Genomic DNA, 15169 nt, shown 5'->3' with positions numbered 1-15169 from the left:
GGGCTTTCGGGCTCAGCGGCGGCGGCGGACGACGCCCGCCTCCTCCGCGTACTCGCCGAGGACGGCCACACCGAACGCGGTGCGTGCGAAGACGGATACGGCGCGCACCGCGTTTCCCATGCGGTGGCTGCGTGGATGACCGGTCGCCGCGGTCGCGCCGTGCGCGGGGCCGGTCCTGCGCGGGTTCAGATGAACGGTGCTCATGCATTCCATGGTGCTCCGTCCGCCCGCGCTCCGGCATCGGCCTGCGGACCGAAGCGCGGGCGGGAGCCCGTAGGCCGGAGGTCGCATGCCGTCCCCTACGGGACGGACACGGCCCGCGTCTATTCGTTCGCCCCGGGGTCCCGCGGTCGCTACAATCGCCGGTCTGCCCGCCTCCCGCACCGTGGTACCGGCCTGCCCTTCGAGCGGTCGGCAGCCGGGGGAGCGCCGCCGACCGGACGGAAACCGGCCGACAACTGCCGCACGCGCCCACCGGCGTGCGCGTCTGCGTGTGAACGTCCCCGAGCGGACCGGGCGCTGCGCCCTGTCCGCCGTCCTGCGTCGAAAAGCCGGAGGCAACACCGTGCCCGCGCACGAAGAGACAAGCAATCCACTGGTCAGGGAGCGGGCGCACCTCGCCGCGTCCCGTGCCGCGCTGCGCGCCATGCGCGAGGACGTGCAGGCGCTAGACATCCGTGATGTCACCGCGAACTGGGTCAACGCCGCGGTCCTGCAGGCCCAGATCGACGACCGCATCAAGGCGCTCGCCGACCTCTCCCACACCCCGCTGTTCTTCGGCCGCCTGGACTACCTGCACGTGGTCGGCGCCGAGAAGGCGGAGGGCTCGGAGGGGGAGCGCTTCTACATCGGGCGCCGCCACGTCCACGACGCCCACGGCGATCCGATGGTCATCGACTGGCGCGCGCCGGTCTCGCAGCCGTTCTACCAGGCCTCCAGGAACAACCCCCTGGACGTCGGCCACCGCCGCCGCTTCGGCTACACCGGCGGCGAGCTGACCGCGTACGAGGACGAGCACCTCACCGACCCGACGGAGACCGAGCAGACCAGCAAGCTCCTCCAGGCGGAGATCGAGCGGCCCCGTGTGGGGCCGATGCGTGACATCGTCGCGACGATCCAGCCCGAGCAGGACGAGATCGTCCGCAGCGGCCTGGGCGGCACGGTCTGCGTCCAGGGAGGCCCGGGCACCGGGAAGACGGCCGTCGGCCTGCACCGTGTCGCCTATCTCCTCTACGCGCACCGCGAGCGCCTCGCCCGCACCGGCACCCTCGTCATCGGCCCGAACCGGTCGTTCCTCCACTACATCGAGCAGGTGCTCCCGGCGCTCGGTGAGCTCGAGGTGCAGCAGGCCACCGTCGAGGACCTGGTGGGTGCGCGCGTCGAGGTGCGGGGGACCGACGGGTCGGCCGCCGCGGTGATCAAGGGCGACGCCCGCATGGCGGAGGTCCTGCGGCGGGCGATCCGCTCGCACGTGACGCCTCCGGCCGAGACGGTCGTGGTGGTGCGCGGTTCCCGGCGCTGGAGGGTCCCGGCCCACGAGATCGAGGAGATGGTCACCGAGCTGCTGGCCCGCGACATGCGGTACGGGGCCGCCCACGAGGCTCTTCCGCAGCGCATCGCGCACGCCGTCCTCGTGCGGATGGAGGAGGCCGGCGAAGCCCCGGACGACCGGGTGCAGAACGCGGTGGCGCGCAATCCCGCGGTGAAGGCGGCCGTGAAGGCGATCTGGCCGGCGGTGGAGCCCGCGAAGCTGGTGCTGCGGCTCCTGACGGACGCGGACTTCCTGGCCGCGCACGCGGAGGGCCTCCTCACCGGCGACGAGCAGAAGCAGATCCTGATGGCACGGCCCGCGCGGAGCGTGAAGTCGGCGAAGTGGACGGTGGCGGACGCGGTGCTGATCGACGAGGCAGCCGACCTGGTGGCGCGCACCCATTCGCTGGGCCATGTCGTCATCGACGAGGCCCAGGACCTGTCCCCCATGCAGTACCGCGCGGTGGGCCGGCGCTGCTCGACGGGGTCGGCGACCGTGCTCGGCGACCTGGCCCAGGGGACCACCCCGTGGTCGACGCGGAGCTGGGAGCAGGCGCTGTTCCACCTGGGCAAGGCAGACGCGGTCGTGGAGGAGCTGACGGCGGGCTTCCGTGTGCCGCGCGAGGTGATCGCGTACGCCTCCCGTCTCCTCCCGTCGATCGCCCCGGGCCTGGCCCCGGTGGAGTCGGTGCGTGAGACGCCGGGCTCCCTTGCGGTACGGCAGGTCGCGGCGGCGGACGAGCTGGACGCGGCGGTGGTCGCGGCGTGCGAGGAGTCGCTGCGCCACGACGGCTCGATCGGCCTGATCGCCGCCGACGCCCGCATCCCGGCGCTCTCGGCGGCACTCGCGGACGCGGGCCACAGCGTCCTCTCCCCCGGTGAGGAGACGACCGCGCACTCCCGGCTGACCCTGGTCCCGGCCTCGCTCGCGAAGGGACTGGAGTACGACTACGTCGTGCTGGACGAACCGGCGGCCGTGGTCGACGGAGAACCCGACGAACGCACCGGCCTGCGCCGCCTGTACGTCGCCCTGACCCGCGCGGTCTCCGGCCTCGCGGTCCTGCACGCGGCCCCGCTGCCCGAACAGCTGGGTTAGCGGGACCCGACGGGCTGCCCGGGACCCGGACGGCCGGTCGCCGGACGGGTCGGGTCGGGTCAGGTCAGGTCAGGTCAGGTCAGGTCAGGTCAGGTCAGGTCAGAGCACGGTCACCTCGGTCGGGTGGTTCCCGGTCCTCCTGCCCTTCCGCGTCGAGGTGCGGCAGGAGCCGGTCCAGCCACCGCGGGGTCCACCAGGCGGCGCGGCCGAGCAGGGTCATCACCGCGGGCACCAGGAGCAGCCGCACGACGGTGGCGTCGATGAGCACGCTGACCGCAAGGCCCAGTCCCAGCATCTTGACCACGATGTTGTCGCTGATGATGAAGGCGGCGAAGACGCTGACCATGATCAGCGCGGCGCAGGTGATGACCCGTGCGGTGATCTCCAGGGCGTGCGCGACGCTCGCCTTCGGGTCGTTCGTGGCCAGCCAGGCCTCGTGGATCCGGGTCAGCAGGAAGATCTCGTAGTCCATGCTGAGTCCGAAGACGATGGCGAACATCATCATCGGCACGTAGCTCTCGATCGGGACGTCGCCCGAGACGCCGAGCGCGGGCCCTCCCCAGCCCCACTGGAAGACGGCGACCACGACCCCGTACGAGGCGGCGATCGACAGCACGTTGAGCACGGCCGCCTTGACCGCGACGAGCAGCCCGCGGAACACGGCCAGGATCACGAGGAAGGCGAGTCCGACCACCACCGCGATGATCAGGGGCAGCCTGCTGGAGACGATGTCCAGGAAGTCGACCTGGGCGGCCGTCGTGCCGGTCACATAGGTGTGCGCGGCGGTGCCGGAGACCGCGCCGGGCAGCACGTCGTCCGACAGGCGGTCGACCAGCTCCGTGGTCCGCTCGTCCTGGGGTGCGGCGACGGAGTAGGCGGTGGCGGTGAGGACGTCCCCGTCCGAGGTGGGGGTGAGCGGGGTGATGAACGCCGCGTCCTGCACCTTGGCCAGGGACTGCTCCGCCTGGCTCTCCAGCGCGGACCGGTCGTCCTGGGGGACGTCGCTCTGGTCGATCACGAGCGTCAGGGGGCCGTTGGAACCGGGCCCGAACGCCGAGGACATGAGGTCGTAGGCGCGCCGGTCGGTGAAGGACTTGGGGTCGGCCCCGTCCCCGATGTGCCCGAGCTGGATGAAGAGGAGCGGGAAGGCGAGTACGGCCAGCACGACCACCCCGCCGGCCAGGAACCACCACGGCCTGCGCTCCACCCGCTGCGCGTACCGGTGCCAGGTGCCGTGCGTCGTCCGCTCCGGACCCTCCACTCCCCCGCGCGGCCCAGGCCTGTCCGCTCCCCCGCGCGGCTCCGGCCCGGCCTCCACCTCGGCGATCGGCCGCCGCACGTGGATGCGGTCGATGTGCCGCCCCGCCAGGCCGAGCACGGCGGGCACCAGGGTGAGGGCTCCGAGCACCGCGGTGACGACGGTGACGGCCGCCGCCAGGCCGAGCTTGCCGATGAAGCCGATCCCGGAGACCCACAGCCCGCAGAGGGCGATGATGACGGTGCACCCGGACAGCAGCACGGCCCGCCCGCTGGTGGCCGTGGCCGCTCCGGCCGCCGCGACCGGGTCCCTGCCGTCCATGAGGCTCTGGCGGTGCCGGGTGACCAGGAAGAGGGCGTAGTCGATGCCGACGCCGAGCCCGATCATCGTGGCCAGCGTCGGCGAGACGGTGGCGAAGGTCGTCGCGGCGGCCAGCATCGCGAGCAGGGCGAGCCCGCAGATGACGCAGATCAGCGCGGTGACCAGCGGCAGCAGGGCGGCCACCAGACTGCCGAAGCCGATCAGCAGCACCACCACGGCCACCCCGAAGCCGATCGCCTCGCTGATGCGGTCGTTGGCGCCGGGCCGGGCCAGCTCGCCCAGCGAGCCGCCGTACTCCACCTCGGCGCCCGCCGCCCGGAGCGGCTGCACGGCGGAGTCCACCCCGGCGAGGTAGCCCGAGCCCAGGGTGGAGGGCTGCTCACTGAACCGGACGGTGACGTACGCCGTCTTCCCGTCGCTCGACAGCGGGCCCACGTCCGGGCCGCTGGTGCTGGTCTGCGCGGTCAGCGGGTTCTGGACGGAGAGCACGTCGGGCAGCTTTTCGAGGTCACTGACGACCGTGGACATCTGGCTGCTCAGCCCGCTGAGCGACGCGTCGGCGTCGTGCACGACCACCTGGCTGCTGTAGCCGCCGGCCGAGGGGGCGTGTGCGTCGAGCACGTCGAGGCCGTCCTGCGACTGGGTCCCGGAGATCGAGAAGTTGTCGGAGTAGTCACCGCCGTAGGTGCGGTGCATGACCTGGAGCACGGCGAGCGTGGCCAGCCACAGCACGATGACGATCACGAAGTGACGCGCGCACCACACCCCGGTCGCGTGCAGGACCCCCGCCCGGCGCGCTGCGGCGCCGGGCTCGCGGGCGGGCTGCTGATGCGACATGTGGACTCCGGGGCTGGGCCGGGCACCTGGGACACTCAGCATTGAAAGCCGGTCCCGGCGCCGTGGCACCCCGGAGTGGGGGAACGGGTGACGCCGCCCCGACCCGTCCGCCCCTACCCGCCCGTCAGCCGTCGAGCGCCGCGCGCCACTCCCGTACCGCTGCGGCGTCCACCGGTCCGGCCCAGCCGCCCGGCCGGGCCGCCCCTCCGATGTGGAAGGCCTCGATGCCCGCGGCGCACAGGCTCGGCAGGTGCTCCAGACGCAGGCCGCCGCCCACCATGATCTGCGGCTCGTAGCCGGGCATGTCCGAGCGCCCGGCCTCGGCGAGCAGTGTCTCCATGCCGTCGTCGACACCGCCGGGCGAGCCCGCCGTCAGGTACGTGTCCAGCCCCGGCAGGTCCGCGAGGTGCTTGCGCAGCACGTCGCGGTCGGCGGCGCGGTCGATGGCGCGGTGGAAGGTCCACGGGCAGCCGTCCAGCTCGGCGACGAGCCGCTCGACGGCCACCAGGTCGGCGTGGCCGTACTCGTCGAGGAAGCCGAGGACGAACTCCTCGGCCCCCGCGGCGCGCATCGCGCGGGCCTTGTCGACGAGGACGTCGATGTCGCCGGCGGCGAAGCCGTCCGCGACCCTGAGCATGACGCGCAGCGGGATGTCGACTGCGGCCCGGATCTCCTCGAAGACCGCGAGCGGCGGCGTCAGGCCGTCGGCCGCCATGTCGGTGACCAGTTCGAGGCGGTCCGCACCGCCCGCCTGCGCCGCGACCGCGTCCTCGGCGTCGAGAGCGATCACCTCCAGGACTGCACGGTTGCTCATGGTGTTCCATTCCTTAGCAGCGGCTACGGACTACAGGTCTAGTCCAATAAACCAGACTACGGGTCAGCCACCCGGGGCGCAGCTCCCCATGCGAACGCAAGCATGAAGATACGCGGAGGCCGCGGCGCGTCCGCGGTGGCGGACGGGCCGCGACCTGGAGGGTCACGGGGCGCGCGCGTCAGATGCCGCTTCCGAAGCTGGAGGTGGTAGAGCGTTCCGCTGTGGGGGTCACCCGTTTGGCGGCGCGGGGTGAGCGGTGGTGCCGGGCGGGGGCGAGGGTGGCCCTGTCTGCAGATCTCCGTCCGAGGAGTTTGGTCATGATCATCAAGAAGTTGCACGAAGCGGGTGTGCGCAGTGATCACGCCTATACGGCCGCTGTCGTCTCGATCGGTTTGTCGTTCCTGTCGTGGGCGACGTCGGTCAAGGTAGAGACATCGGGGACAGATCGCGCCGACCGGTGGGGGATTTTCGTGGGTGAGTGGGCGCCTACGTTCTTCGGCCTGGGGCTCGCGCTGGCGCAGTACGAGAAGGACTGACAAGCGGCCTGACGCTCTTGTGGGACCGGCCTGAGGCCGGTCCCACAAGAGCGTCGGGCCGCCGGCCGGGGCCCCGCGGATGAAACAGGCCGAGACGAGAACGCCCACTCAGGGCTGGAGCGGCATCGACCAGCAGTTGGAGAAGGCCTTCTTCCCGGAGAGCCGGTCGGTCAGCCAGGAGATGGCGCTGCCCTGGTCGGTGAGGAGCGGGACGAGGTGGTTGGTGAGGAGCTTGTCGCCGAGGTTGGGCAGGTGGATCGCCTCGTACGTCACGTCACCACCCCTGCGGCACCAGTCCACCGCGAGCTGACGGGCCTGCCTGTGCCCGACGATGTCGTCCTGGACCCCGGTCGCCAGCCGCACCGGGCCGGTCGGCTTCAGGGTGCCGATGCGCTGCTGGGCGAGGATGGCCTGCAGCTTCGGTTCGGCCGCGATGACGTCCGCGATCGGCTTGCCGTTGGCGGTCCACTTCTTGCTGTTCGTGAAGCCGTAGCCGAGGATCGCGTCGCCCACGCACATCGAGGAGGTGTCCTTCAGCGCCGCCTTGCCGACGTCGTTGGTGTTCGCGTCGACGACCGCCTTCAGGGACGGGTCAGACTGGGCGAAGCCGTTGATCGACCAGCCCAGCGCGCCGGCCAGGGCGCTGCCGTCGATGCCCTTCATGACCTCGGTGAGGTCCGCGGGCGGGGCTCCGGCGTAGGTGCCCGCCAGGTTGACGTCGGGGGCGTACGAGGAGCGGAGCTCGGCCGCCGACGCGCTGGCGCCGCCGCCCTGGCTGTAGCCGTAGAGGCCGACCTTCGAGGCGGAGGTGACCGAGGCGCCCTGGACGGAGCGCGCGGCGCGGGCCGCGTCCAGGAGGGCGTGCCCCTCGTCGACGCGGTTGACGTAGGTGTGGAGGCGGTCGGTCGTGCCGAGCCCCGCGTAGTCGGTGACCACGACGGCCGCGCCGGCGGCGAGGAAGCGGTAGACGGCGATGTTGTCGTAGCCGATGGACACCGTGCCCTCGCCGATGGTCAGCGGGTGCTGGAGCGACAGCGAGGGGGCGCACTGGTCGCCCTGCCCCATGGTCCCGGAGGCGAGCGCCACCAGGGGGCGCTCGCCTCCGCCCTTCCATGCGGCGGACGGCTCGATGTACGCGCCGGTCACGGCGACGGGCCCGCCGCCCGCGTCGGTGGACTTGTACATCAGCCGGGTCGCCGTACCGGGCATCCGGCGGCCGTCGAGCCCGGGGAGGCTCACCCCGAGAGGCAGCGGCTCCGTACGGACGAGCGCCCCGTCGGCGGCGGGCAGCCGCGCCGGCGGGTTGTAGAACTCGGGGATGGTCACCCCCCGGGAGACCACCGGCTCCGACCCGGCGGTGCCGGTGGCCGAGGCCGGTACGGCCGCCGCGCCCAGGCAGGCGGCGGCCGCCGCGGAGGCCGCCAGGAGGCGCCCCGCACGGCGTCCCGGCCGACGGGGTTCCAGGAGGTGGGGGGTGTTCACGGTCGAGCTCGAACGGGTGGTCTTGCGCGGACTCACGGCTCACTCCTCGCTCTGCTCCGATGAAGGTGAGCGCAAGCTAGCACCGAGGAGTTACCCGAAGTAACTCGTCGGTAAGTTACGCTTCGGTAACGTGCACTCCGGCAGACCGGAGCCGCCTCCGGGGCCCGTCACGCCCGCACGAACCGCACCGGAGTCCCCGGGACCGCCTGCGCCGCCCCCGCCAGGGCCGCTTCGGGGACCACGCCGACGACCGGGTAACCGCCCGTCGTCGGATGGTCGTTGAGGAACACCAGGGGCAGCCCTTCCGGCGGGACCTGGACGGCCCCCAGCACCATGCCCTCGCTGGGCAGTTCGCCGTCCCTGGCCCGCTCCAGGGCAGGTCCCTCCGTGCGCAGCCCGATGCGGTTGCTGCGCTCCGAGACCCGGTACACGGCGGTGGTGAGCGTGCACAGGGCCGCCTCGGTGAACCAGCCGTCGCGCGGCCCCGGGTGCAAGGGGAGCACCAGTTCGGCGGGGACCCCGGGCCAGGGGACCGCGTCCACGGCCGGGGCGCCGTGCCCCGGGCCCAGCGGCAGGGCGTCGCCCTCGCGCAGGACAGGCGGACCGAGCCCCGAGAGCAGGTCGGCGGATCTGCTGCCGAGCACCGGCTCGGGCACCAGCCCGCCCGCGAACGCCAGATAGCCGCGCAGCCCGTGCACCGCGGGCCCCGCCTCCAGCACCGCGCCGGGCGGCACGCGGACGGGCGCGCCCCATGCGACCGGGCGGCCGTCGACCGTGACCCGGCACCCCGCCCCGCCGACGACGGCGAGCACCGGCCGGTCGCCGGTCACCCGGACCGCGCACCCGGTGAGGGTCGTCTCCAGGACCGCCGCGTCGGGGGTGTTGCCGGCGAGCCGGTTGACCAGCCGCCGGGCGGGCCCGTCCAGGGCCCCGGCCCTGGGCACGCCGAGGTGGGCCCAGCCGGTGCGGCCCTCGTCCTGCACCGTGGTCAGGGCGCCCGCCCGGACGACTTCGAGCCCGGCGCTCATCCGCGTACCCCCGCCTCGACGAAGCGCACCCGGGTCCCGGGGCCGAACAGCGCCGCCGGTTCGCGGCCCGTGTCCCACAGGGCCTCCGGCTCCGGCATCCGGCCGATGAGCTGCCAGCCGCCGGGCGAGGGGCGCGGATAGACACCGGTGTACGGACCGGCCAGCGCCAGCGCCCCCGCCGGCACCCGGGTCCGCGGGGTGGCCCGCCTCGGCACGTTCAGGTGTCCGGGCAGGCCGGTGAGGTAGCCGAAGCCGGGCGCGAAGCCGCAGAAGGCCACCCGGAACTCCGTACGGGCGTGGAGGCGCGGCACCTCGCCGACGGCGACGCCCCACGCCTCGGCCACGTCGGCGAGGTCGGGCCCGTCGTAGACGACCGGTATCTCGACGGCCTCCCCGTCGCCCCGGCGCAACGGCGGCACGGTCCACGCCCGCAGCCGCCCCGCGAGCCCGGGGTCCTCGACCCCGTCCAGCAGCACCGTCCGGGCACCGGGGACGACCTCCCGTACGGCGGGGAGCTCACCGGCGGCCCTGCGGCGGAGCAACTCCGCGTGGAAGGCCTCCGCCTCCTCGCCGGAGGCGAGTTCGACGAGCAGGGCGCGGGGGCCGGCCGGCAGCACCCGGGGGCCGCTCACGTGAACGCCCGCACGCGGACGCCCGCCGCTTCCAGCGCCGTCCGGACCCGCCGGGCCAGCGCCGCGGCCCCGGGGGTGTCCCCGTGGACGCACAGCGACCGGGCCTCGACGGCTATCCGGCTGCCGTCGATGCCGCTCACCGCCCCGTCGACGGCCATGCCGACACTGCGGCGTACGACCTCGTCCGCGTCGTGCACCACGGCTCCCGGCTCGACCCTCGGCACGAGCGTGCCCCGCGGGGTGTACGCGCGATCGGCGAAGGCCTCCTCGACGGCGGTCAGGCCGGCCGCCTCCGCGTGGGCGAGCAGCCGGGAGCCGGGCAGCCCCAGGACGGCCGGGCGGCCGCCCGCGAGCAGCACGCCCGCGACGACGGCGGCGGCCTGCTCCTCGTCGTGGACGACCCGGTTGTAGAGGGCGCCGTGCGGTTTCACGTACGAGACCGCGGAGCCCGCCGCCTCCGCGAAGACCCGCAGGGCGCCGATCTGGTAGGCGATCTCGGAGGTCAGCTCGGCGGCCGGCACGTCCATGGAGCGCCGGCCGAACCCGGCGAGGTCGCGGTAGGAGACCTGCGCCCCGATGCGGACGCCCCGCTCCGCCGCGGTGTCGCAGACCCGTCGCATCACGGACGCGTCGCCCGCGTGGAAGCCGCAGGCCACGTTCGCGCTGGTGACACAGGTCAGCAGCGCCTCGTCCTCGGTGAGGGTCCAGCGGCCGAACCCTTCGCCCAGGTCGGCGTTGAGGTCCATCGGCCGCGCCGGGCGCGTCACACTCGTCAGATCCGTCACGGGCGCACGCTAGCGATTGTTCAACAATCTGACAAGAGCCCGGCCGCCGCCTGAGACACTCGTACGGTTCACTGAGCACAGCGCGCCGCGCGCGGCTGACGGAACACCAGGCACGCCCCGTCCTGCGGGAAGCGGGCACCGGGACGCGGCAGGCACGACCGCACGACAGGCAGGGGACGGGCATGGCGGGGACGGCGAACGGCAGAGGGACCGGGTCCACCCCGGACCTCTCGGAACTGGCGGCACACAGCGCCCCCCTGGAGCGGTCCGGCACGGCCGAGCGGGTCGCCGCCGTCCTGCGGGACCGGATCACGGAGGGCTACTTCCCCCCGGGCAGCCGCCTCTCCGAGGAGAGCATCAGCGGCACCCTGGCGGTGTCCCGCAACACCCTGCGCGAGGCGTTCCGCCTGCTGTCGCACGAACGCCTCCTGGAGCACCGCCTCAACCGGGGCGTCTTCGTCCGCATCCTGGCCGTGGACGACCTGGTCGACATCTACCGGGTGCGGCTCCTCGTCGAGTGCGCGGCCCTGCGCGCCCTGGGCGAGCCCCCGTTCGGCCTGTCGGCGGTGGAGGCGGCGGTCTCGACGGGCGAGCAGGCCGCGCTCCAGGACGACTGGCCCGCCTGCTCGACCGCCAACATCCGCTTCCACCAGGCGCTGGCGGGACTGGCGAACAGCCCCCGCACCGACGAACTGATGCGCAACGTCCTCGCCGAACTACGGCTCGCCTTCCACGTGATGGCCGACCCCCGGCGCTTCCACGAGCCCTACCTCACCCGCAACCGCGAGATCACGGACCGGCTGGCCAAGGGCGACGCGGCCGGCGCCGAGCGGATGCTCGCCTTCTACCTGGAGGACTCCCGGCGTCAGCTGGCGGAGGCCTACGCGCAACGGCTCACCGAGCGGTAGCCACGGATCGTTCCCTGATCCACACCCCACCCCGCACCTCTCCAAGCATCCTCATAACCGCCTGAAACGGGGCAAACGGTGGCAAGCGATCCGCCACAACACCCTCGCACACCACCGATTCGGATCGATGTAGCTCACACCCTTGTGGGATTGTTGAACAAGAACCTAGGGTCTCGCCTTAATACCCCCGTCTGATCAGGGCCGTGCACCGTCATGCCCCTGCGCGGAAGAAGGCCGACGCGTGATCGTTCTCCTCGGCGTGCTCGTGGTGATCCTCGGATTCGCCACCCGCCGCAATCCCCTGCTCGTGGTGGGTGCCGCCGGCATCGTCACGGGGCTGCTCGGCAGACTCTCGCCGCAGGAGGTGCTGGCCACCTTCGGCAACAGCTTCGCCTCCTCCCGTTCGGTGACCGTCTTCGTCATCACGCTGCCCGTCATCGGTCTCCTGGAGCGCTACGGCCTCCAGGAGCAGGCCCGCACGCTCATCGGCAAGCTGGGCAAGCTGACCACCGGCCGCTTCCTGACGCTCTACCTGCTGATACGGCAGCTCACCGCCTCCGTCGGCCTCACCAGCCTCGGCGGCCCCGCCCAGAGTGTGCGGCCCCTGATCGCCCCGATGGCCGAGGCGGCGGCCGAGGCCAAGGCGGCCGAGGCCAAGGCGGGCCGTCCGCTGCCGGAGAAGCTGCGCGAGAAGGTTCGCTCGCACGCGTCGGGCGCCGACACCATCGGCGTGTTCTTCGGCGAGGACTGCTTCATCGCCATCGGATCGATCCTGCTGATCACCGGCTTCGTGAACTCCACGTACGACCAGCACCTCGAGCCCCTGCACCTGGCCATGTGGGCGATCCCCTCCGCGATCTGCGCCTTCCTGATCCACGGGGCCCGCCTGCTCAACCTGGACCGGCAACTGGAGCGCGAACTCGCCGTCGCCGCCGCCGAGAACGACCTGACGGCGCAGGCCGGGATCCGGACGGAGGACGCCAAGTGATCAAGTCCGAGTACTTCTTCTGGCTGGTCGGCGCGGTGTTCCTCGTCATGGCCGCGCAGATGGCCATGGACGGCACCAACCCCAGGCGCTTCGGCTCCGCCGGCTTCTGGGGCCTGCTGGGCGTCGCGTTCTTCTACTCCACCGGAGTCGTCGACGAGTCCCTCCCCGCCGAACCGCTGGGCGTGGCCGTCCTGATCCTGATCGTCCTGGGCGGTTTCGGCCTCACCGGCAAGGGCGAGTCGCACACCCCGCCCCGCGAGAGGCGCGCGGCCTCGGCCGCCCGCCTCGGCAACAAGCTGTTCCTCCCGGCTCTCACCATCCCCGTCGTCGCGATGGTCTGCGCGACCCTGGTGAAGCACTGGAAGATCGGTGGCGAACCGGTCCTGGAGCCGGGCTACGAGACCATTCTCGGCCTGGGCGTCGGCGCGATCGCCGCGTTGGTCGTGGGCATGGTGCTCCTGCGCGAGCGGAAGCTCTCCGTGCCGCTGCACTCCGGTCGCACCATGCTCGAATCGATGGGGTGGGCGCTGATCCTGCCGCAGCTGCTCTCCATCCTCGGCTCGATCTTCCAGACCGCGGGCGTCGGGGAACAGGTCGGCAGGATCACCCAGGCGGTGCTGCCGGACGGTCAGAGGTTCGTGGCCGTGGCCGTCTACTGCTGCGGCATGGCGCTGTTCACCATCGTCATGGGCAACGCCTTCGCCGCGTTCCCGGTGATGACCGCCGCCATCGGCTGGCCGGTCCTCATCGAGCAGATGAACGGCAACGCGCCCGCCGTCCTCGCGATCGGCATGCTGTGCGGCTTCTGCGGCACGCTCGTCACGCCGATGGCCGCCAATTTCAACCTGGTGCCCGCGGCGCTCCTCGAACTCAAGGACCAGTACGGCCCGATCAAGGCCCAGCTCCCCACGGCGGCGGCCCTGCTGGTCTGCAACGTCGCGATCATGGCCCTCTTCGCCTTCTGACCCGGACCGCCGCGATCCCCGGCCCGCACCACCCCCGACCCGGACCGCCCCGATCCGCCGGCCCGCACCACCCCCGAACCGCGCCGCTCCCTTGACCCGAGCCGCTCGCCCTCCCCTCTGGAGCCCCCCGATGTCCCCCGCGCTTCCCGCCGCGTACGCCGTCCCCTTCGCGGAACTGGCCCTCGCCAACGTCGTACGCGAATACCCCAACGCACCCGCCCACCTCTACGCCGGGCCCGAGGAGCTCGTGCCGCCCCGCACGCTGCACCCCGCGTTCTACGGGGGCTACGACTGGCACTCCACGGTGCACATGCACTGGCTGCTCGTCCGCCTCATGCGCCGCTTCTCCACGACCGGCGATCTTCCGACCACGCTCACCACCCGCATCCGGGAGGTGCTCGACACCCATCTGACCCCCGCGAACATCGCCGTCGAAGCCTCCTACCTGCGCGGCCGGCCGCACTTCGAGCGTCCCTACGGCTGGGCCTGGCTGATCGCACTCGCCGCGGAGTGCCGGGCCCTCGCCACGCCCGACGGCGACCGCTGGGCCGAGGCCCTGGCCCCCGGCGTGGCGGCGGTCGGCGACCTGCTCGGCACCTGGCTGCCCAAGGCCACGTACCCGGTCCGGCACGGCGTCCACAACAACAGCGCGTTCGGCCTGGGCCTCGTCCTCGACGCGGGCGGGAGCGCAGGGCTCCCGGCGGCGGTCCTCGACGCGGTGCGTGACCGGCTCCGGTCCTGGTTCACCGACGACCACGACGCCCCCGCCCACTGGGAGCCCTCCGGCCAGGACTTCCTCTCCCCCGCCCTGGCCGAGGCGGACGCGATGCGGCGGGTGCTGCCGGTGGCGGAGTTCCGCAGCTGGCTCGCCACCTTCCTGCCGGCCCTGGTCTCGGCCGCGCCCGACTCCACGCTGCTCGACCCGCCGGTGGTCTCCGACCACGCCGATCCGCAGATCGGCCACCTCCTGGGTCTCACCCTGAGCCGGGCGGCCGCCCTCCGTTCGATCGCCGGCGCGCTGACGGACGGCCCGGCCCGGACCGCGCTGCTGGCCTCGGCCGACGCCCATCTCACGCTCGGCCTGCCGACGGTCTCCTCCGGGGACTTCTCCTCGGACCACTGGCTGGCGACGTACGCGGCCCTGGCCCTGGACACGGCGCCCGGTCACTGAGCGGCGGTCCCGTCCCCCCGGCCCGATCCCCCGCGCGCAGGACGGGCCGGGGGCGGGCAGGGGAAAGCCCGGGCGGGCGGGGCGTACGCCCTACCCTCGGCGTATGAGCGACAGCGCCCCCGCCCCGTCCGAAGGCCCGCACACCTCCGACGCACTCCGCATCCGCTGGCAGGACGCGCTCCTCGCCGCCCGGGGCGGCGCGGCCGGCCCCGATCCGGCCCCGTACGCCGAGAACCTCCTGGACCGCTGGGCCGAACCCCAGCGGCGCTATCACACCACCGCGCACCTGACCCAGGTCCTGGACCGCGTCGACACGCTGGCCGGGCACGCCGCCGACCCGGACCTGGTGCGCCTCGCCGTCTGGTTCCACGACGCCGTCTACCGCCCCGACCGCTCCGAGAACGAGGAGCGCAGCGCCGCCCTGGCCGAGCGCGCCCTGCCCGAGGCGGGCGTCCCCGACGCGACGACGGCGGAGGTCGCCCGGCTGGTCCGGCTCACCGTCACGCACGACCCGGCGGACGGCGACACCAACGGCGAGGTGCTGTGCGACGCCGATCTCGCGATCCTGGCGGCGGCCCCCAGGGAGTACGCGGCGTACGCGGCCCAGGTGCGGGAGGAGTACGGCTTCGTCCCCGACGACGCCTTCACCGAGGGCCGGTCCGCCGTCCTGCGGCAGCTGCTGGAGCTGCCCCGGCTGTTCCGTACACCCCACGGCGCTGCGGAGTGGGAAGCAAGGGCACGGCAGAACCTGACCACGGAACTGGAGCTGCTCACCCACTGAGACAGGGGAATGACAGGGACGAAACCACTGTTGGCCA

Annotated in this window: 14 protein-coding genes; 7 read left to right on the top strand and 7 right to left on the bottom strand. The window is 73.0% G+C overall.

The window, feature by feature from the left end; all coding sequences use genetic code 11:
* Nucleotides 1-12: 12 nt before the first annotated feature.
* Nucleotides 13-204: a hypothetical protein gene (locus B9S57_RS16970; protein WP_181011372.1), complete on the bottom strand. Its 192-nt coding sequence runs from the start codon at nt 202-204 to the stop codon at nt 13-15.
* Between the two features lie 361 nt (nt 205-565).
* On the opposite strand from B9S57_RS16970, the gene B9S57_RS16965 reads away from it, so the two are divergent.
* Entirely contained in the window at nt 566-2626 is a 2061-nt protein-coding gene (locus B9S57_RS16965; RefSeq protein WP_103516419.1) for a UvrD-helicase domain-containing protein, read from the top strand.
* Between the two features lie 94 nt (nt 2627-2720).
* Here B9S57_RS16965 and B9S57_RS16960 read toward each other — a convergent pair whose 3' ends face one another.
* Complete coding sequence (locus B9S57_RS16960) at nt 2721-5042, bottom strand: MMPL family transporter (protein WP_103516418.1); 2322 nt, start codon at nt 5040-5042, stop codon at nt 2721-2723.
* A 124-nt stretch (nt 5043-5166) separates the two neighbouring features.
* Complete coding sequence (locus tag B9S57_RS16955; RefSeq protein ID WP_103516417.1) at nt 5167-5856, bottom strand: copper homeostasis protein CutC; 690 nt, start codon at nt 5854-5856, stop codon at nt 5167-5169.
* A 317-nt stretch (nt 5857-6173) separates the two neighbouring features.
* Between B9S57_RS16955 and B9S57_RS16950 the strand changes: the two genes are divergently transcribed.
* Nucleotides 6174-6392 (top strand): hypothetical protein, encoded by a 219-nt coding sequence (locus B9S57_RS16950; protein WP_103516416.1) that lies wholly within the window; start codon nt 6174-6176, stop codon nt 6390-6392.
* Between the two features lie 108 nt (nt 6393-6500).
* On the opposite strand, the gene B9S57_RS16945 is transcribed toward B9S57_RS16950, so the two are convergent.
* The 4 genes from B9S57_RS16945 to B9S57_RS16930 form a co-directional block, all read right to left on the bottom strand.
* Entirely contained in the window at nt 6501-7910 is a 1410-nt protein-coding gene (locus B9S57_RS16945; RefSeq protein ID WP_103516415.1) for a lipase family protein, read from the bottom strand.
* Between the two features lie 131 nt (nt 7911-8041).
* Nucleotides 8042-8902, bottom strand: coding sequence for a biotin-dependent carboxyltransferase family protein (locus tag B9S57_RS16940; protein WP_103516414.1), 861 nt, complete (start codon nt 8900-8902; stop codon nt 8042-8044).
* Nucleotides 8899-9534, bottom strand: a complete 636-nt coding sequence (locus B9S57_RS16935; RefSeq protein WP_103516413.1) for an allophanate hydrolase subunit 1 — start codon at nt 9532-9534, stop codon at nt 8899-8901. The genes B9S57_RS16940 and B9S57_RS16935 overlap by 4 nt, the downstream gene beginning before the upstream one ends.
* A complete protein-coding gene (locus tag B9S57_RS16930) occupies nt 9531-10280 on the bottom strand; it encodes a LamB/YcsF family protein (RefSeq protein ID WP_103516412.1) in 750 nt (249 codons plus the stop codon). The genes B9S57_RS16935 and B9S57_RS16930 overlap by 4 nt, the downstream gene beginning before the upstream one ends.
* A 221-nt stretch (nt 10281-10501) precedes the next feature.
* Between B9S57_RS16930 and B9S57_RS16925 the strand changes: the two genes are divergently transcribed.
* The 5 genes from B9S57_RS16925 (at nt 10502) to B9S57_RS16905 (ending at nt 15132) form a co-directional block, all read left to right on the top strand.
* Nucleotides 10502-11227, top strand: a complete 726-nt coding sequence (locus B9S57_RS16925; protein WP_103516411.1) for a GntR family transcriptional regulator — start codon at nt 10502-10504, stop codon at nt 11225-11227.
* 241 nt (nt 11228-11468) lie between these two features.
* On the top strand, nt 11469-12215 hold the full coding sequence (locus tag B9S57_RS16920) for a DUF969 domain-containing protein (RefSeq protein ID WP_103516410.1): 747 nt from the start codon (nt 11469-11471) through the stop codon (nt 12213-12215).
* On the top strand, nt 12212-13180 hold the full coding sequence (locus tag B9S57_RS16915; protein WP_103516409.1) for a DUF979 domain-containing protein: 969 nt from the start codon (nt 12212-12214) through the stop codon (nt 13178-13180). The genes B9S57_RS16920 and B9S57_RS16915 overlap by 4 nt, the downstream gene beginning before the upstream one ends.
* 130 nt (nt 13181-13310) lie before the next feature.
* The gene (locus B9S57_RS16910; RefSeq protein ID WP_103516408.1) at nt 13311-14351 is read left to right on the top strand and encodes a DUF2891 domain-containing protein; all 1041 of its coding nucleotides are present in this window, start codon (nt 13311-13313) and stop codon (nt 14349-14351) included.
* Between the two features lie 103 nt (nt 14352-14454).
* Complete coding sequence (locus B9S57_RS16905; protein WP_103516407.1) at nt 14455-15132, top strand: hypothetical protein; 678 nt, start codon at nt 14455-14457, stop codon at nt 15130-15132.
* Nucleotides 15133-15169: the final 37 nt, after the last annotated feature.

Origin of the sequence: Streptomyces sp. SM10 (genome assembly GCF_002910915.1) — a bacterium.
GTDB lineage: Bacteria > Actinomycetota > Actinomycetes > Streptomycetales > Streptomycetaceae > Streptomyces.
Note: the sequence above shows the minus strand (reverse complement) of the source record. Positions and strands in the feature narration are given on the sequence as shown.